Below are 17,504 nucleotides of genomic sequence, written 5' to 3' on the forward strand. Positions count from 1 at the left end.
TCCTGGTTTCGGTCCACGGGTGTGCCGGTGTGACGTCAGTGGCTGAGGGACTCGTCGACCGCGTCGAGCACGCGGTCGAGATTGGGCAGGTAGTCCTCCTCGACCCGGCTCATCGGGTACGGGGTGTCGTAGCCGGTCACCCGCAGCACGGGCGATTCCATCACGTAGAACAGTTCTTCGTGCAGGCGGGCGGCGACTTCGGCCCCGATGCCCCCGGAGCGCTGCGCCTCGTGCACGACGAGGGCACGCTTGGTGCGTCGCACCGAGTCGGCCACCGTGACCCAGTCGATCGGCGACAGCGAGCGCAGGTCGACGACCTCGAGTTCGGTGCCCTCCTCGGCGGCCGCGGTCGCCGCGTCGAGGCAGGTCTTCACCATGGGTCCGTAGGTCAGCAGGGTTGCCGAACGACCCGGACGAACCACCCGCGCCTGGTGCAGCGCGATCGGGGTACCGGCCTCGTCGACCTGCCCCTTCTCGTGGTAGCGGCGCTTGGGCTCGAGGAAGACCACGGGGTCGTTGGAGGCGATCGCCTGCTGGATCATCCAGTAGCCGTCGTTCGCGTTCGACGGGCTGACCACCTTCAGCCCGGGAGTGTGGGCGAAGTAGGCCTCCGGCGATTCCGAGTGGTGCTCGACACCGCCGATGCCACCGCCGAAGGGGATGCGGATCACCATCGGCATCGGATGCTGGCCGTGGGTGCGGAAGTGCATTTTGGCGACCTGGGTGACGATCTGGTCGAAGGCCGGGAAGACGAATCCGTCGAACTGGATCTCGACCACCGGGCGGTAGCCGCGCAGCGCCAGACCGACGGCGGTGCCGACGATGCCCGACTCGGCCAGCGGCGAGTCGATCACACGGTCCTCACCGAAGTCCTTCTGCAGGCCCTCGGTGATGCGGAAGACTCCGCCCAGCTTGCCGATGTCCTCCCCGGCGAGCACCACCTTGGGGTCGGCGTCCAGGGCGCGCCGCAGGCCGGCATTGAGCGCCTTGGCGAGGGTCATCCTCCCCGTGGATGAGGACTGGCGGTCGGCACTCATCAGTTGCCCCCTTCGAAGCTCTCGACCCACGCGACGTGCTCGGCGCGCTGGTCGGCGAGTGGCTGGGTGATGTCAGCGTAGGTCTGGCCGAAGGCCTGTTCCAGGACGGGGTTCTCGAGACCGTGGCAGGCGGCGCGCACGCTCGCCCCGAAGTCCTCGGCCTCCTGCTCGAGGTCGGCGATCCAGGCATCGTCGAGCAGCCCGCGGCGGGTGAGGTGCACCCGCAGGCGTTCGATGGGGTCCTTCAACCGCCAGTGCTCGGTCTCTTCGGCGAGGCGGTACTTGGACGGGTCGTCCGAGGTGGTGTGGGCGCCCATGCGGTAGGTGAAGGCCTCGATGAAGGCCGGCCCCTGCCCCTGCCGGGCGCGTTCCATGGCCCAGTGGGTGACGGCGTTGACGGCCAGCACGTCGTTGCCGTCGACGCGGATGCCCGGGAATCCGAAGCCGCGGGCGCGCTGGTACAGCGGGATGCGGGTCTGGCGCGAGATCGGCTCCGAGATCGCCCACTGGTTGTTCTGGCAGAAGAAGACCACCGGCGAGTTGTAGCTGGCCGCGAAGACGTAGGCCTCGTTCACGTCACCCTGACTCGAGGCCCCGTCGCCGTGGAAGGCGAGCACGGCGGCGTTCTTGTCGGGTTCGGGATGACCGACCGCGCCGTCCAGCTGCAGGCCCATGGCGTAGCCGGTGGCGTGCAGGGTCTGCGACCCGATGACGATGCCGTACTGGAAGAAGCCGGTGCCCTTGGTGTCCCACACGCCCATCGTGGTGCCGCGCCACAGGGCCAGCATGTCGGCCGGCTTCACGCCGCGGGCCAAGGCCACCGCGTGCTCGCGGTAGGTGGGGAAGACGAAGTCGGGGGCGCGCAGGGCGTGGGCGGCGCCGACCTGGGCGGCCTCCTGCCCCTGCAGCGGCGGCCACAGGCCCAGCTCACCGTGGCGCTGCAGGGCGGTGCCCTCGAGATCGAAACGGCGGGCGATGACCATGTCGCGGTACATGGTGCGTAGGTCGTCGTCGCTGCCCTCCCAGGAGAACTCCGGATGCTCGACGCGCTCCCCCTCGGGGGTCAGCAGCTGCACCATGTCGTCCGGGTCTCGCTCGAGCCCTCCGGTTCGGTGATCCGCACCCAGTTGGGACATGTCCCATCCTTCCGACGTGTCAGTCATGCCGTGATCAGCTGTACCTACGCTAGCGTAGGTTTCCCGGGCCCCCGTGTCGGGAATGCACCAAACCAGACTGTCCTCATTGTGACCATCCGACAAGCGACCCCGCCGGGAAACCTCGCGCAGATCCACCGCGACCCACCCGGTCACCCCTGAAGGTGTTTCGCCGGCTGAAAGCAGCGTTGTCAGTAGTCATCGCTGGTTTCGGCGCCCCATGCCGATGCTGGTTCCGCGGCTTCGGCGTGGAATACTGATCGCGTGCCCGAAACCACGTCGCCCCGCGAGCGAGCCCGTCCGATCCGGATCGCGCTGATCAATGACTACCCCCTGGTCGTGGAGGGTCTGCGCGCCATGCTCGCTCCCTTCCGCGACCGGGTCGAGGTGGTCGAGCTCGACACCCGCACCACCGCGGTGGCCACTCAGGTCGACATCGCCCTCTACGACAGCTTCGGCCGCGGCACGACCGCGCTCAGCCCGGCCACGCGGGTCGCCGACGACGAGCAGGTGCCCAAGGCCGTGCTCTACACCTGGGTCGAGGACGAGTGGCTGCCCGCCGAGGCGGCGAGGTTGGGGCTGCACGGGGTGATCTCGAAGACCGTGTGCGGCGACGACCTGGTGCGGGCCATCGAGCTGGTGCACTCCGGTCGGCCCTACTTCTCCTCGCCCAGCCCGGAGGGGCCGCACGACGTGTCGCCGAGCACCTCGAAGCCACGGTGGCCCGGGGCCGAGGCCGGCCTGACCCAACGAGAGGCGGAGATGATCTCGTTGATCACCCAGGGCCTCACCAATGCCGACATCGCCCGCACCGCCTACCTCAGCCCCAACTCGGTGAAGTCCTACATTCGCGCCGCCTATCGCAAGATCGGTGTCGTCCGCCGATCGCAGGCCGTCATCTGGGGCATGGAGAACGGCATGGCGCTGGGTCGTCCCACCCAATAGCGGGAGCCCGCCCCGAAGTGAGGCCCGGGGCGCACCGGACTAGAGTTCTGCCCGTGCCCCACACCCCGACGTCCCCCTCGTCCGCCAGCCCGGAGCCTCGGCGCGCACCCGGTTCGGGTCGTCGTCCGCGCGTGGTGGTGGTCGGCGGCGGACTGACCGGTCTGGTGACCGCGCACCGGCTCGCCGACCACTGTGACGTGACCGTGCTCGAGGCCGCCGATCGGGTCGGCGGCCAACTGGCCCGGCTCGAGGTTCCCCGCGCCGGCGGGGGCACGTTGCCGGTTGACGTGGGCGCCGAATCGATGCACCTGGGAGCGCCGCAGGTGGCGGCGCTCGTCGAGGAACTCGGACTGCTGCCCTCGGTGGTCGGCGCCCGGGCCGGCCGGTCGGCGTTGCTGAGCCGCGGGCGCCTGGTTGACCTGCCCGCCGGTGTCGGACCCACCGGGCCCACCCAGGTCTGGCCCGTCGTCCGGTCGCGCGTGCTGAGCGCACCCGGGCTGCTGCGCGCCGGCCTCGAACCCCTGACCGCCCGGCGGCGGTTCACCGGCAACATCTCAGTGGGCGCCTTTCTCACCCATCGCTTCGGGCAGCAGGTGGCCGAGCGTTTCGTCGAGCCCCTGTTGGGCACCCTGCATTCGGGCAACATCCACGGCCTGGGGGTCGCCGAGACCGCGCCCCAGTTGGTGCAGGTGGCGGCCGAGGGCCGATCGCTGCTGCTGAGGGCGCTGCGGAAGCCCTGGGGCACCCGCGGTCGCCCCGCGGCACAGCAACCGAGTGTGCCGGCGTTCGCCTCTCTGCCGGGCGGGCTCACCGATCTGGTCGACGCCCTCACCGCGGGTGATCGGTTCACGGTGCACACCTCGAGCCCGGCGACCGCGCTCGAACGCGACGGCGAGGGGTGGATCGTGCGCGCGGGCGAGGCCGCCCACGAGGCCGACCAGGTCGTGCTGGCCGGGCCAGCCGACGTCAGCGCCGACCTGACCGAGGGCCTCTGCCGCGAGGTGGGCATCGCCCTGGCCTGGGTGCGCAAGGCGTCGGTGGCGACAGTGGTGCTCGGCTTCGACCGCGCGGCCGTGGCCGCCAACGAGGCTCTCAGCCGCTTCAACGGGATCATGCTGACCCCGCGGCAGGCGGTCACCATGAAGGCCATGACCAACCTCGGGCGCAAGTGGCCGACGCTGGACGACGCCGAGCACCACCTGGTGCGGGTCTCGGTGGGCCGCTCGACCCACCTGTTGGCAACCACGTTGTCGGACGAGGACCTGATCACCCGCTGCACCGCCGAACTGGCCGCCCTCACCGGGCTGGAGGCCGACCCTCGGTTCAGCGCCGTCGTCCGGTTCCCGCAGGCCATGCCGCAGCTGGGCCCCGGTCACCTCGACCGGATCGCCCGCGCCCGGGCGGCGTTGGCCGACGCCGCCCCCGGCGTGCACCTGACCGGCTGCGCGGTCGACGGGCTGGGGATCGGCGCCGTGGTGAAGGCGGGTGAGCGGGCCGCCGCTGCGGTGCTCGGCTCGTCCGATGGCGTGACCGCGGGGTTTGCAAGGATGGGCGCATGATCGTCTTCGACCTGGGTGGAGTGCTGGCCGACCACGACGGCAAGGAGGGGGCGACGGCCGCCCTGCTGGGGGTCGAGGTCGCCCAGTTGGCCGAGCCCTACTGGCGCCACCGCCAGCTCTACGACGAGGGCGCCGGCAACCTGGACTACTGGGGGCGCATCGGCGCCGACCTGGGCATCGACGTCACCCCCGAGCTGGCCGACCGGCTGGGGGTCGCCGACTCCGACGGGTGGGCCGCGATTCGTCCGACGGCACGGCAGGTGCTGGCCGACCTGTACGGGGCGGGTGTGCCCACGGCGATCCTGTCGAACGCCCCGGTCGACATGTACGAGGCCATCGACCACGCCGAGTGGCGGGCACTGGTGGGGCCGGTGTTCGTCTCGGGGGTGCTCGGCGTCGCCAAGCCCGATCTCGAGATCTACCGCCACGTCGCCGAGACGCTCGACCTGGAACCGGGCCGACTGTCGTTCATCGACGACAAGCTCATCAACGTGCACGGGGCCATCGCCTCGGGTTGGCGGGCGCACCAGTGGGTGAGTGACGCCGACACCCGCACGTGGCTCGAGACGATCGGCGCCCTGCCGACACCGTAGGCACCCCCGAGACCATGGACAACCTCGGCACCGCAGCCACCGACGACACCGCAGTGAACCTTTCGTGAATCCTCTGCTGTCGGATTGCGCGAGACCGACCAACGTTTGATTGGGTGGGGGTGGCCGATGTTCTCGACCACCTTCGTCAGTCGTGGCGCCCGCGCGTCACGGCGTTCTCACCTTCTGGAGATCTCGCACCATGGTTGACCTCGCACGCACGCGCGCGGGTCGGCTGGTGGCGGGCGGACTGGCCTCGGCCGTCCTGCTCGGCACGGCCGGTCTGACCGCGCAGGCAGCACCCGCGCTGCCCGAGAACCCGGTGGTCCCCTCGGCCACCTGCACCCCGGACGGCACCATCTCGGTGTTCGACTTCAACGACTTCCACGGCCGCACCGACGCGGCCGCCCGACTGTTCACCCCGGTCGAGAAGGCCAGGGCGGCCCAGGGCGCCGACAACGTCCTGCTGCTGAGCGCCGGCGACAACATCGGTGGCTCGACGTTCGTCTCGGCCTCGCAGGACGACCAGCCCACCCTCGACATTCTCAAGGCCGCCAAGGTTGACGCCGCCGCGGCCGGCAACCACGAGTTCGACAAGGGCTGGAGCGACCTCAAGGACCGCGTCATTCCCGACGTGGCCGACGTCTTCCCCTACCTCGCGGCGAACGTGACCGACTCGTCCGGCGCCGTTCCGGCACCCCTGAAGTCGTACGCCACCTTCACCAAGGGCGGACTGACCATCGGTGTCGTGGGCGCGGTCACGGGCGACCTGCCCTCGCTCGTCTCGCCTGACGGTCTCACCGGGCTGACCATCAACGCCCCGGTTCCGGCTGCCAACAAGGTCGCCGACCAGCTGAAGGACGGTGACCCGGCCAACGGTGAGGCCGACATCGTGATCATTGCCCTGCACGAGGGTGCTGCCGACGGCAGCAGGACGGCCGCCCAGAACGCCGCCGATGCCCCGCAGAACTTCGGCCCCATCTACTCGGGCACCACCGCGAAGGCCGACATCGTCATCAACGCGCACACCCACCAGGCGTACACGTGGACGACCACCGACGGTCGCACCCTGGTGCAGGCCGGCCAGTACGGCGAGAAGCTGATGCAGCTCGACCTGAAGGTGAACGCCGGCACCAAGGAACTGTGCTCGGTGACCCCGACGATGATCGACGCCACCAAGGTGACCGCCGACACCAGCATTCCGGCCATCGCCGCGATCCAGAAGATCCATGACGACGCCGCCGCCAAGGCCAAGGAGATCGGCTCGGTCGTGATCGGCAAGACCTCGGCCCCGGTGACCCGCGGGTTCGACGCCGCCGGCGCGAAGGGTGCGCGCAACAACGAAGGTGCCCTGAACAATCTGGTCGCCCAGATGTTCTACGAGACCCTCGCCAACGGGAACAAGAACTTCATCGGCGTGCAGAACCCCGGTGGCACCCGTGAGGACCTCGATGCCGGCGCCATCACCTACGAGGAGGCCGCCTTGGTGCTGCCCTTCGCGAACACGCTGATGACCACCGAGGTGACCGGCGCGGAGTTCAAGAAGGTGCTCGAGGAGCAGTGGCAGCGCGACGACAAGGGCAACGTGCCCAGCCGCCCCTACCTGCAGCTCGGCCTGTCGAACAACGTCACCTACACCTATGACGAGTCCCGCGCCGAGGGCGACCGCATCACCAGCATCTCGGTGAACGGTGCCCCGATCGACCCGGCGGCCACCTACACGCTGGGCTCGGGTTCGTTCCTGATCGCCGGCGGTGACAACTTCCGCACGGTCGCCTCGCACCCGACCACCAAGAAGGACTCGGGTCAGATCGACCTGCAGGCCTGGGTCGAGTGGCTGAAGTCGAAGGGCACCGTGAGCCCGGTGTTCGCCAAGCAGGCCGTCTCGATCACCACCACGCCCACGGCCCTGACGGTCGGCCAGTCGGCAACCTTCACGGTGGGCGCCGTTCGTCCCGATGGTGTCGACCCGGACACCCTCGACTTCATGTCCCCCACCGCGGTGAAGAACACCACGCTCGATGCGTACTTCACCCGGAACGACCGCACGGTCAAGGTGGGCACCGCCGCCGTCACCGACGGCAAGGCCACTCTGACGGTGACCGTGCCCAAGGACGCCGGCTTCACCTCGGGTCAGGGCGAGCTGCGGCTCGTCGCTCCCGCCACGAACACCACCGTGCGTCTGCAGGTCGCGCTGACCGTGCCCGCCCCGGCGGGTTACCCGGCCACCGGCATCTTCGGTGACGTGACCGGCGACGGCCAGGCCGATCTGTGGCAGATGGCCGCCGGCGGCAGCATCGACCTGTGGTCGGGTTCGGCGTACTCGTTCACCAAGGTGCGCGAGAACGTGACCACCGTGCCCTCGGCGACCGCCATCGTGAAGGTTGCCGACGTGAACGGTGACGGTCGCCCCGACGCCCTCGTGCGCCACCGCGACAACTCCCTGTGGCTCTACACCGGCAATGCCGGCGGCGGGCTCGACCGGGTGCGTCAGGCGGGCGTCGGCTTCGGCGGCTTCACCCAGTTGTTCACCGTGCGTGGCCTGGGGGGCGGCTCGAACCAGTACCTGGTCGGCCGCTCCGCCGATGGTGGCCTGTGGCGCTTCCAGATCACCTCGACCGGGCTGGTCAGCACGGTCAAGATGGGCTACGGCTGGAACAGCGTCGACCAGATCTTCACCGTCGGCGACTTCACCGGCGACCGACTGCCCGACGTGCTGGCCGTGCGGAAGAGCGATCACGCCCTGATGGTGTACCCGAGCGACCGCGCCGGTCGTCTGGGCATGCCGCGCCAGGTTGGTTACGGCTGGGGCGGGTTCACCCACGCCTTCAGCGCGGGTGACGTCAACAGCGATGGCCGCTCGGACCTGCTCGGCGTCGACGCCACGGGCACGCTGTGGAGCTACACCAACCGCGGTTCGTTGGTGTGGGGCACGCGCGTGAAGGTCGCGACCGGCTTCGCCGCCACCGACACCCTGACCTGATCCCCCTCACCCAGCGACCCCCGGACGAGAGCCTCGTCCGGGGGTCGCTGGCGTCTGTGGCGGGTCTGTGCGCGAGAGAACGCGATCCGAAACGGTGCTGGGGTGGCGGTTCTCGACATGTTCGACAACATCTGTCCCCAGCGGACCGGTTTGGATCGGATCTCCAATGCGATTGGGGGCCCGGCAGACCAGCCCTCGCTAGGGTGCAGGCATGCACGTGGCGCTGGTGGGGATGGTGCTGGCGGGCGTGCTCGCCCTGAGCGCGGTGGCGAAGCTGCGCGATCGCTCCTCGACCCGATCGGCGACCCGCCTGCTGCGACTGCCCCGGCTACTGCAGGCCCCGTGGGTGGCGGTGGCACTGCCCGTCGGCGAACTCCTGCTCGCCGCGCTGCTGCTGGCCACCCCGGCCCCGCTGGTCGTGGTGCCCGCGGTGGCCGCACTCGTGCTGTTCGTCGTCTATCTGGCGGTGATCGCCCGCGCCCTGAGGTTCGACCCGCGCCCCGACTGCAGCTGCTTCGGCCGGATCGGCGACCAACGGGTGAGCGCCAAGACGCTGGTGCGCAATCTGCTGCTGGTGGCGCTGGCGGGCTGGTTCGTGGTCGACACGTGGCCTGCGGGCACATCGGTTCCCGGCGCCCTGAGTGGCTTCGGCTCGGACGACGTCGGCTGGCTGCTGGCGGCCATGCTCGCCGGTGCGGTCACGGTGCTGGTGCTGCTGCCGGCCCCGGGCTCGTCCGCACCGAGGCTCACGCCAGGGCCGGTGCCGACGGTCGAGCCCGAAGGGCCGCTGGACTACCTGCGCACTCCGTTCCCGCCGGCCACTCTGCTGACCCACGACGGTCAGCCGCGATCGCTGGCCGACCTCACCCGCGAGGCCGCGGTGCTGCTGATCGGCATGGACTGCACCTGCGGCAGCGTGGCCGAGGTGGCCCAGCGGCTTCCCGAGTGGCGCTCACGCCTGGCACCCGTGCGGCTGGTGGTGTTCACGCCGGCCGAACCCACCCCGCTGCGGCGGGCGTTCGACCTGCCGCCCGACGACCTGCTGCTCGACCACCAGTACCACCTGTGGAACCAGTGGAACCTGGTGCGGGGCATGCCGGCCGCAGTGCTGCTCGGGGCCGACGGACTGCTGGCGGGCGGGCCCGTCACCGGACCCGCCCTGGTCACCGACTTCGTCACCGCGGTGATCGAGCAGCTGGACGAGGCTGCCGCCGACCAACCTCAGGCGAGCGACTCCACCCAGGCCTGATGCAGCGCGGCGTAGCGCCCGCCCGAGGTGTCCATCAACTGCTGGGGTGACCCGTCCTCGAGCACCCGGCCGTGCTCGAGCACCAGCACCCGGTCGGCGATCTCGACCGTCGACAACCGGTGGGCGATGATGATCGCCGTGCGGTCGGCCAGGATGGTCTGCAGCGCCTGCTGCACCAGCCGCTCCGACGGAATGTCGAGCGAGCTGGTGGCCTCGTCGAGAATCAGCACCGCCGGGTCGGCCAGGAACGCCCGCGCGAAGGCCACCAGCTGGCGCTGGCCGGCGGAGAGTCGTCCGCCTCGCTTCTCGACGTCGGTGTCGTAGCCCTTGGCCATCTCGGTGATGAAGCCGTGGGCGCCGACGGCCTTGGCGGCCTCGACGATCTCTTCGCGGGTGGCCTCGGGCCGTCCGAAACCGATGTTCTCGGCGATGGTGCCGTCGAACATGAAGTTCTCCTGGGTGACCATGGTCACCCCGCGGCGCAGGTCGCGATCGGTGAGCTCGCGCAGGTCGACGCCGTCGAGCCGCACGGTGCCGGCCGACGGGTCGTAGAACCGGCTGACCAGCTTGGCGATCGTGGTCTTGCCCGCGCCAGTGGTGCCCACCAGGGCGAGCGTCTGACCGGCCGGCACGTGCAGGTCGAGGTCGGGAATCACGGGCACGCCGTCGACGTAGGAGAAACCGACGTGGTCGAGATCGAGAGCGCCGCGGGCGTGCTCGAGCCGGGTGGGCGTGCGGGGCTCCTGCACCTCGGGCTGCTCGTCGAGCACCCCGGCCAGCTTCTCCAGCGCCGAGTTGGCCGACTGGAAGGTGTTGTAGAACTGGCTGATCTCCTGCATCGGCTCGAAGAACTGGCGCAGGTACAGCAGGAACGCCGCGAGCACACCAACGGTCATGTCGCCGTGCATCACGAAGTAGCCGCCCACCAGCAGCACGACACCGATGGCCACGTTGCCGATCAGCCGGATGCCCGGCATGAAGATGGCGACGTTGCGGAAGGCGTCGGTGTTGACCTTGCGGTAGCGATCGGCCAGCTGGGTGAACAGCTGCTGGTTGCGGGGCTCGCGGCGGTAGGCCTGCACGGCCTTGATGCCGGTCATCGACTCGACGAACTGCACGATCGTCATGGCCGACGCCTCGCGGACGAACCGGTAGGTGCGCCGGCTCGCCACCGAGAACCAGCGGACGAGGATGGCCACGAAGAGCACGCTGGTGAGGCAGATCAGGCCGAGCTTCCAGTCGAGCACCAGCAGCATGATCGAGACGCCGATCATGGTGAGCACCGCGGTCACGAGGCCGTCGAAGCCGCCGGCCAGCAGTTCGGCGATGGCATCCATGTCGGAGGTCATGCGGCTGACGGCTCGTCCCGACGTGTACTTGTCGTGGAAGCCGACGTCGAGCTTCTGGAAGTGGCGGAAGACGCGTCGCCGCAGCTCGAGCAGCATGTTCTGTCCGAAGCGACCCGACAGGCGCAGGAAGACGATGCGGCTGACGGCCTGCAGCAGCACGGCCACGCCCATGGCGACCAGCACCTCGATCAGCACGGTGGCCGAGCCGGCGTGCATCAGCGGCGGCACCCCGCGGTCGATGCCGCGGCTGACCAGCCACGGCGACGACAGCCGGGCCACGTTCTCGATGAGCACGGCGGCCACCAGCAGCGGCACGAACTTCACGTAGGGACGCAGCAGGTCCCACAGCAGGGCCCGGGCCGATTCCTGGATCTTCAGCGACCGCTTGGTGGGCGCGTCGCGGGGGTCGTCGGCGGCCTCGTCCATCACCCCACGCCAGTCGAGGTCGGGTTGCTGGTCGAGTTCCTGCGACGGGTCGAGCCCGCGGTCGCGACCGTCGGTGAGGTCGCGGCGGTCGTCCTTGCGGATGGGCGCATTCTTGCCGGTTGAGGGAGTAGGTCGGGTGGTCTGGGTCATCGGACGACCTCGGGTTCGGGCTGGGTGCGTTCGTACTCGTCGAGACGGCTCTCGGCGTCGAACTCGGCCGACAGCAGCTCCCGGTACTCGGGAGTGGTGGCCAAGAGTTCGGCGTGGGTGCCGACGTGGGTGATGGTGCCGTGCTGCAGCAGCGCGACGCGGTCGGCCAGCAGCACCGTCGAGGCCCGGTGGGCGACCACGATGCCCGTGACACCCACGAGCACGCGCTTGAGCGCCTCCTCGACCAGCGCCTCGGTGTGGATGTCGAGGGCCGACAGGGTGTCGTCGAGCACCAGCACCTTGGGGCGCACGAGCACGGCGCGAGCCAGGGCCAGGCGCTGGCGCTGCCCGCCCGACAGGCTCATGCCCTGCTCGCCGATGCGGGTGTCGAGCCCCCACGGCAGGTCGTGGACGAACCCGGCCTGGGCGACGCCGATGGCCTCGGCGATCTCGTCGTCGGTGGCCTCGGGACGACCCAAGGTCAGGTTCTCGCGCACCGACATCGAGAACAGCGTCGGGTCTTCGAAGGCGGTCGCGACCAGGCTGCGCAGGTTGCTCAGCTCGAGGTCGCGCAGGTCGTGGCCGTCGAGCAGGATGCGCCCGGCGGTGACGTCGGCCAGGCGGGGCACGAGCGCCGTCAGCGTCGACTTGCCCGATCCGGTGCCGCCCACCAGGGCGATGGTCTCGCCGGGGTGGATGTGCAGGTCCAGGTCATGCAGCACGTCGGTGTCGGCGTCGGGGAACCGGTAGCTCACGTTCTCGAACGTGAGCTGCCCCTGCGGCTGGGCCACGGTGTCCGGGCCGTCCGAGATGGTCTCGGGGGCGTCGAAGACCTCGCAGATGCGGTCGGCGGCGGTCATCGCGTCCTGGGTCATCGACAGCAGGAAACCGAGGGCGGCGATCGGCCAGATCAGCGACAACATCAAGGTGATGAAGGCCACCAGGGTGCCCAGGGTCAGGTGCCCGCCGGCGGCGGCCATCGCACCGATGCCGAGCACGATGATCAGGGTGATGGTGGGCACCACCTCGAGGAAGGTCCAGAACCGCGAGGTGTTGTCGACGCGCTTGAGGTTCGTCTCGAGCAGCGCGCGGGCACGCTGGTCGAAGCGGCGGTAGACGTGACCGGTGCGCCCGAAGGCCTTGATGACGCGCAAGCCCTGGATCGACTCCTCGACGGAGCTGGCGACGTCACCGGTCTGGTCCTGGATCTTGCGGGAGAGCTTGGTGTAGACCCGCTCGTTCATCAGACACAGCCACACGATGGGGATCACCGAGATCAGCACGACGGTGCCCATCGGCCAGTACATGCGCAGCAGCAACACCGTGACCACCGCGATCTGCACCACGTTCACGATCAGGAAGGTGAACCCGAAGCTCATGAACCGGCGCACGGTCGACAGGTCGCTCATCATGCGGCTGAGCAGCTGGCCCGACTGCCACCGGGAGTGGAAGCTCATCGGCAGGCGCTGCAGCTTGGCGTAGAAGTCCAGGCGCACCCCCGTCTCCATCGAGAGAGTGGTGGCGCCGGTGACCCAGCGTCGTCCGAGCTGCATGAGGGCCTCGATCACGCCGACGAACAGCGCAATCGTGCCGAGCACCCACAGGCCGGTGCGGTCGCCGCTGGCGATGGGTCCGTCGATCATGCGCCGCGTGATCAGCGGGGTGACGACGGTGAGCAGCACGGTGGCGACGGCGAGCGCGATCATCGCCCAGAAGCGGAAGGAGTACGGGCCGATGTAGGAGCGCATGCGCCACAGGGACGACAGCCCCCGGATCGGCTTGGGCCAGGCCTTCTCGCTGCGGGGAGCGAGGAAGGCCGGTCGGGTCAGGGCGTTGGCGTAGTGGCGGCGGATGTGCGGGGCCACGGCGGGAAGATCGGCACCCGTGGAGGTGTCGGAGTCGGTCGGCTGGTTCGGTCGGACAGATGTGGAAGAACTCACAGCGGTGGCTACGTCTCTGGTGTGCGTGGCGGCAGGGAGGAGGGTGGCGGACGCGGATCGTGCAACGTCGTAAATCCGGGGCAGGTCGGCGGGCGCACCTCCAACCCTAGGCAGGTCTCGGGGGGATGTCCATTGCTTAACCCACGTAACCATCTGTCGGAACTGAACGTTCGCTCAGCGCGGACGAGCGCCGACGCCCGGCACCCACGCGGGTGCCAGCGGCGCGGCGTTCCGGGGTGTCTGGTATAGCTGGGACGCTCAGGTGAGGGTCGCCACCATGACCGCCTTGGCGGTGTGCATGCGATTCTCGGCCTGGTCGAAGGCCACCGTGGCCTCGGACTCGAAGACCTCGTTCGAGACCTCGACCCCGTCGAGCCCGTACTGCTGGTGGATCTGCTCCCCGATCGTGGTCAACCGGTCGTGGTAGGCGGGCAGGCAGTGCATGAACTTCGCCTGCGGGTTGCCCGTGGCGGCCATCAGCTCGGCATTGACCTGGTAGGGCAACAAAACCTCGATGCGCTCGGCCCACTTCTCCTTGGGCTCGCCCATCGAGACCCACACGTCGGTGTAGACGAAGTCGACACCCGTGACCCCGTCCGCCACGGAATCGGTGACGGTGACTCGTCCGCCGTTGGCCTCGGCCAGCTCACGGGCCTTCGCGACGATCTCGGGCGAGTTCTGCAGCGAGGTCGGCGCGACCATGCGCACGTCCATGCCCATCATGGCGCCCGAGATGAGCAGGGAGTTGCCCACGTTGTTGCGGGCGTCGCCGACGTAGGCATAGCTGATCTGGTCGAGCGGCTTGTCGGAGTGCTCGAGCATGGTGAGCTGGTCGGCCAGCATCTGGGTGGGGTGCCACTCGTCGGTGAGGCCGTTCCAGACCGGCACCCCGGCATACCGGGCCAGCTGCTCGACGGTGCCCTGCCCGTTGCCGCGGTACTCGATGCCGTCGAACATGCGGCCGAGCACGCGGGCGGTGTCGGCCACCGACTCCTTGTGGCCGATCTGCGAGCCGGCCGGGTCGAGGTAGGTGACGTGGGCCCCCTGGTCGTGGGCGGCCACCTCGAAGGCGCAGCGGGTGCGGGTCGAGGTCTTCTCGAAGATCATGGCGAAGTTGAGCCCCTCGAGCCGGCGCTGCTCGCGGCGCTCCTTCTTGGCCGCCTTCAGGTCACGGCTCAGCTCCACGAGGGCGCGCCACTCGTCCGGGGTGAAGTCGAGTTCCTTGAGGAAGTGTCGGCCGGTCAGGTTCGTCATGCGGTCACGCTACCGGGGTGGGCGTCGGGCGCCGCGGCTGGCCTCCCATTCGGACGACTCACACTGACGGCTTCCCCGGGGTTCCGGACGGTGACATGCGGTGACATGTGGGTGAACTTCGCCCCGTCCCACCCCGGGCGTCACCGTGGGGGCATAGCGTCGACGAGGTTCGTCGCCGTCGGCGGGGCCGCTGCCCTCGTCCGAGGTCACCAACGCGGTCACCCCCGAGGCACCCGCCGGCACGCCCGACTACAACGACGACGTGATGGGTGGGCTCGACCAGCCGCTGACCTACGACATCGACCTGTCGGTGCCGGCCGGCGGGCGGGTTCGCAACCTGGCCCACGGCGGCGCGCCGGTGAGTGACGACCAGACGTTCGTGATCGCCATCAACAACTACCGGCAGACCGGCGGCGGCAACTTCCCGGGGGTCACCACCGCGCCGGTGGTCTACAACCGGCAGGACGAGATCAGGCAGCTGATCATCGACTGGGTCACCTCGCACGGCGTGATCGACCCCAGCGAGTTCCACGCCGTCGACTGGCGACTGGTGTTCGGCGCGACGCCGGTGCAGGTGACCGCCTGAGACCGGCTGATCCCCAGGCCGCGTCGGGCTGATCCCCAGACCGCGTTTGCCTCTCGAGCGTGCGTTTGCCCTTGTTGGAACGGGGGCAAAGGCACGTTCGCAGGGCAAACGCGGTGGGGTGCCCGGTGACCGGTGCCCGATTCCCAGGAGCCTCAGTTGGGGTGCGTCATGTCGAGGGGGACGACCCACTGGTCGAACTCCTCGGCGGTGACGTGACCCGACGCCAGCGCGGCCTCCTTCAGGGAGGTGCCCTCCTTGTGGGCCTTCTTCGCGATGGCGGCCGCATTGTCGTAGCCGATGTGGCGGTTGAGGGCGGTCACCTGCATCAGGTTCGAGGCCAAGTTCGCGTCGATCCGCTCGCGGTTCGGCTCGATGCCGGCGGCGCAGTGCTCGGTGAACGCGGCGAACGAATCGCCCAGCAGTCGGATCGACTCGAGCACCGCGTGGGCCATCACCGGCTTGTAGACGTTGAGCTGGAAGTTGCCCTGGCTACCGGCGAAGCCCACCGTCGCGTCGTTGCCGAACACCCGGGTGGCGACCATGGTGAGCGCCTCGCACTGGGTGGGGTTCACCTTGCCCGGCATGATCGAGCTGCCCGGCTCGTTCTCGGGAATGGTGATCTCGCCGATGCCGTTGCGGGGGCCCGACGCCAGCCAGCGCACGTCGTTGGCGATCTTCATGGCGGCCATGGCGAGCACCCGCAGCGCACCCGAGGCGTTCACCAGGGCGTCGTGCGCCGACAGCGAGGCGAACAGGTTGGACGCCTGCCGGAACTCGTGCCCGGTCAGGTCCGAGATGTGGCGGGCGGTGGTGGCACCGAACTGCGGGTGAGCGTTCAGGCCCGTGCCGACGGCGGTGCCGCCGATGGCCAGATCGGCCAGCCCCAACTCGGCGTGGCGCACCTGCTCGAGGGCGAAGTCGAGCTGGGCCACCCAGCCACCGATCTCCTGCCCCAGGGTGATGGGGGTGGCGTCCTGCAGGTGGGTGCGTCCGACCTTGACCAGGTCGGTGAACTGGGCGGCCTTGTCGGCGAGCACGTCGCGCAGCTCCTGGGCCTGGTCGTAGAGCTTCTCGTGCAACTCGAGCACGATCGCGATGTGCATCGCGGTCGGGAAGGTGTCGTTGCTCGACTGACCGCGGTTGACGTGGTCGTTGGGGTGCACGGGCTTCTTCGACCCCAGCTCGCCCCCGAGGATCTCGATGGCCCGGTTCGAGATCACCTCGTTGGAGTTCATGTTCGACTGGGTGCCGCTGCCGGTCTGGAAGACGACCAGCGGGAAGTGGTCGTCGAGGTCACCGTTCATCACCTCGGTGGCGGCCTGCTCGAGGGCGGCGATCTGGGTCTCGTCCAGGGCCTGGAGCTGGCCGAGCTCGGCGTTGGCCTTGGCCGCGGCCAGCTTGAGCACGCCGAGGGAACGGATCATCGTCCGGCCCCACACGAAGGTGTCGCGCCCGATCGGGAAGTTGCCGATGCTGCGCTGGGTCTGGGCGCCCCAGTAGCGGTCGGCGGCAACCTCGATGGTGCCCATGGAATCGGATTCGTGGCGGAGCCCGGCGTCGGTGGTGGCCTGTTCAGTCATGGGGCCAGCCTAGGCAATCAGCCCACCACGAACGACCCGGTGGTGGCCCAAACCACCACGTCGACCGCCAGCGCCGCCCCGCACACGAGCACCAGCACGGTGGTGACGGCTCCGAGCACCGGCCCCCACCGGCGCCAGAGACGGCGCAGACGCCCGGCGGCGCGCTCGCCGGCGCCGACCACCACGGCCAGCGTCAGCACGATCAGGGGCGACTGCGCGATCACCCACCAGACCACGGCCATGCCGACGGCCGACCCCTCCCCCAGACGATGGACGAGCGCGACCAGCCCCCAGAACGCCGGGTCGAGCAACACCGTCAGCCCGTAGGCGGCTCCGGCCAGGCCCAGACCGACGGCGCGTCGTCCGCTGAGGGTGCCCTCACGGCGGGACGAACGGCCGCGCAGCCTGACCAGCCCCCATGCCACCAGGCCGACGGCGGCGATGCCCTCGACGACCCCCCAGACGATCCGGGGCACGTGGGGCAGCCCCTCGGGCAGCAGGGTGCGGGCCAGGGCATCGACCACCACCGCGCAGCCGAGGATCACGGCCGAGGCGGCCGCGGTGAACGCCGCGACCGCGCGGCGGGACGCTCCGCCAGCGATCACGGCGAGCAGGGCCAGGGCGCCGAAGGGGTCGAAGCCTGCCACGGCCAGTGCGACCAGCGCACCGACCAGCTGCCAGCTGATCATGCGGCCCGCCTCG

The 17,504-nt window shown here is 69.7% G+C and carries 13 protein-coding genes; 6 read left to right on the forward strand and 7 right to left on the reverse strand.

The window, feature by feature from the left end:
• Window positions 1–35: 35 nt before the first annotated feature.
• Window positions 36–1,037 carry an alpha-ketoacid dehydrogenase subunit beta gene (locus ACSDQ9_RS08565; protein WP_435146034.1) on the reverse strand — a complete coding sequence of 334 codons (1,002 nt, stop codon included), beginning with the start codon at window positions 1,035–1,037 and terminating at the stop codon, window positions 36–38.
• Window positions 1,037–2,173: a pyruvate dehydrogenase (acetyl-transferring) E1 component subunit alpha gene (pdhA, locus tag ACSDQ9_RS08570; protein ID WP_435146036.1), complete on the reverse strand. Its 1,137-nt coding sequence runs from the start codon at window positions 2,171–2,173 to the stop codon at window positions 1,037–1,039. The genes ACSDQ9_RS08565 and pdhA overlap by 1 nt, the downstream gene beginning before the upstream one ends.
• A 282-nt stretch (window positions 2,174–2,455) precedes the next feature.
• Here pdhA and ACSDQ9_RS08575 point away from each other — a divergent pair, with 282 nt between their 5' ends.
• The 5 genes from ACSDQ9_RS08575 (at window position 2,456) to ACSDQ9_RS08595 (ending at window position 9,517) form a co-directional block, all read left to right on the forward strand.
• Window positions 2,456–3,136 (forward strand): response regulator transcription factor, encoded by a 681-nt coding sequence (locus ACSDQ9_RS08575; RefSeq protein WP_435146038.1) that lies wholly within the window; start codon window positions 2,456–2,458, stop codon window positions 3,134–3,136.
• A gap of 53 nt (window positions 3,137–3,189) precedes the next feature.
• Window positions 3,190–4,695: a protoporphyrinogen oxidase gene (gene hemG, locus ACSDQ9_RS08580; protein ID WP_435146040.1), complete on the forward strand. Its 1,506-nt coding sequence runs from the start codon at window positions 3,190–3,192 to the stop codon at window positions 4,693–4,695.
• A complete protein-coding gene (locus tag ACSDQ9_RS08585) occupies window positions 4,692–5,288 on the forward strand; it encodes an HAD-IA family hydrolase (protein WP_435146042.1) in 597 nt (198 codons plus the stop codon). The genes hemG and ACSDQ9_RS08585 overlap by 4 nt, the downstream gene beginning before the upstream one ends.
• 199 nt (window positions 5,289–5,487) lie before the next feature.
• On the forward strand, window positions 5,488–8,268 hold the full coding sequence (locus ACSDQ9_RS08590) for a 5'-nucleotidase C-terminal domain-containing protein (protein WP_435146044.1): 2,781 nt from the start codon (window positions 5,488–5,490) through the stop codon (window positions 8,266–8,268).
• A gap of 211 nt (window positions 8,269–8,479) precedes the next feature.
• Entirely contained in the window at window positions 8,480–9,517 is a 1,038-nt protein-coding gene (locus tag ACSDQ9_RS08595) for a MauE/DoxX family redox-associated membrane protein (RefSeq protein WP_435146046.1), read from the forward strand.
• Here the strand turns inward: ACSDQ9_RS08595 and ACSDQ9_RS08600 are convergent.
• The 3 genes from ACSDQ9_RS08600 to argF form a co-directional block, all read right to left on the reverse strand.
• On the reverse strand, window positions 9,490–11,442 hold the full coding sequence (locus ACSDQ9_RS08600) for an ABC transporter ATP-binding protein (RefSeq protein ID WP_435146048.1): 1,953 nt from the start codon (window positions 11,440–11,442) through the stop codon (window positions 9,490–9,492). The genes ACSDQ9_RS08595 and ACSDQ9_RS08600 overlap by 28 nt on opposite strands.
• Window positions 11,439–13,307, reverse strand: a complete 1,869-nt coding sequence (locus tag ACSDQ9_RS08605) for an ABC transporter ATP-binding protein (RefSeq protein WP_435146050.1) — start codon at window positions 13,305–13,307, stop codon at window positions 11,439–11,441. The genes ACSDQ9_RS08600 and ACSDQ9_RS08605 overlap by 4 nt, the downstream gene beginning before the upstream one ends.
• 333 nt (window positions 13,308–13,640) lie before the next feature.
• A complete protein-coding gene (argF, locus tag ACSDQ9_RS08610) occupies window positions 13,641–14,636 on the reverse strand; it encodes an ornithine carbamoyltransferase (RefSeq protein WP_435146052.1) in 996 nt (331 codons plus the stop codon).
• Window positions 14,637–14,901: 265 nt separating this feature from the next.
• Here argF and ACSDQ9_RS08615 point away from each other — a divergent pair, with 265 nt between their 5' ends.
• On the forward strand, window positions 14,902–15,222 hold the full coding sequence (locus tag ACSDQ9_RS08615) for a 5'-nucleotidase C-terminal domain-containing protein (RefSeq protein WP_435146055.1): 321 nt from the start codon (window positions 14,902–14,904) through the stop codon (window positions 15,220–15,222).
• Window positions 15,223–15,374: 152 nt separating this feature from the next.
• Here ACSDQ9_RS08615 and fumC read toward each other — a convergent pair whose 3' ends face one another.
• Both fumC and ACSDQ9_RS08625 read right to left on the reverse strand, forming a co-directional pair.
• Window positions 15,375–16,802 (reverse strand): class II fumarate hydratase, encoded by a 1,428-nt coding sequence (fumC, locus tag ACSDQ9_RS08620; RefSeq protein ID WP_435146057.1) that lies wholly within the window; start codon window positions 16,800–16,802, stop codon window positions 15,375–15,377.
• A 17-nt stretch (window positions 16,803–16,819) separates the two neighbouring features.
• The gene (locus ACSDQ9_RS08625; protein ID WP_435146058.1) at window positions 16,820–17,491 is read right to left on the reverse strand and encodes a hypothetical protein; all 672 of its coding nucleotides are present in this window, start codon (window positions 17,489–17,491) and stop codon (window positions 16,820–16,822) included.
• Window positions 17,492–17,504: the final 13 nt, after the last annotated feature.

It is taken from the genome of Aestuariimicrobium soli, assembly GCF_051192575.1.
GTDB classification, from domain to species: Bacteria; Actinomycetota; Actinomycetes; order Propionibacteriales; family Propionibacteriaceae; genus Aestuariimicrobium; species Aestuariimicrobium soli.

Coding starts and splice junctions, on each gene's coding strand:
- ACSDQ9_RS08565 (WP_435146034.1), bottom strand. CDS start 1,037: ATGAGTGCCGACCGCCAGTCCTCATCCACGGGGAGGATGACCCTCGCC.
- pdhA (WP_435146036.1), bottom strand. CDS start 2,173: ATGTCCCAACTGGGTGCGGATCACCGAACCGGAGGGCTCGAGCGAGAC.
- ACSDQ9_RS08585 (WP_435146042.1), top strand. CDS start 4,692: ATGATCGTCTTCGACCTGGGTGGAGTGCTGGCCGACCACGACGGCAAG.
- ACSDQ9_RS08590 (WP_435146044.1), top strand. CDS start 5,488: ATGGTTGACCTCGCACGCACGCGCGCGGGTCGGCTGGTGGCGGGCGGA.
- ACSDQ9_RS08595 (WP_435146046.1), top strand. CDS start 8,480: ATGCACGTGGCGCTGGTGGGGATGGTGCTGGCGGGCGTGCTCGCCCTG.
- ACSDQ9_RS08600 (WP_435146048.1), bottom strand. CDS start 11,442: ATGACCCAGACCACCCGACCTACTCCCTCAACCGGCAAGAATGCGCCC.
- argF (WP_435146052.1), bottom strand. CDS start 14,636: ATGACGAACCTGACCGGCCGACACTTCCTCAAGGAACTCGACTTCACC.
- ACSDQ9_RS08615 (WP_435146055.1), top strand. CDS start 14,902: ATGGGTGGGCTCGACCAGCCGCTGACCTACGACATCGACCTGTCGGTG.
- fumC (WP_435146057.1), bottom strand. CDS start 16,802: ATGACTGAACAGGCCACCACCGACGCCGGGCTCCGCCACGAATCCGAT.
- ACSDQ9_RS08625 (WP_435146058.1), bottom strand. CDS start 17,491: ATGATCAGCTGGCAGCTGGTCGGTGCGCTGGTCGCACTGGCCGTGGCA.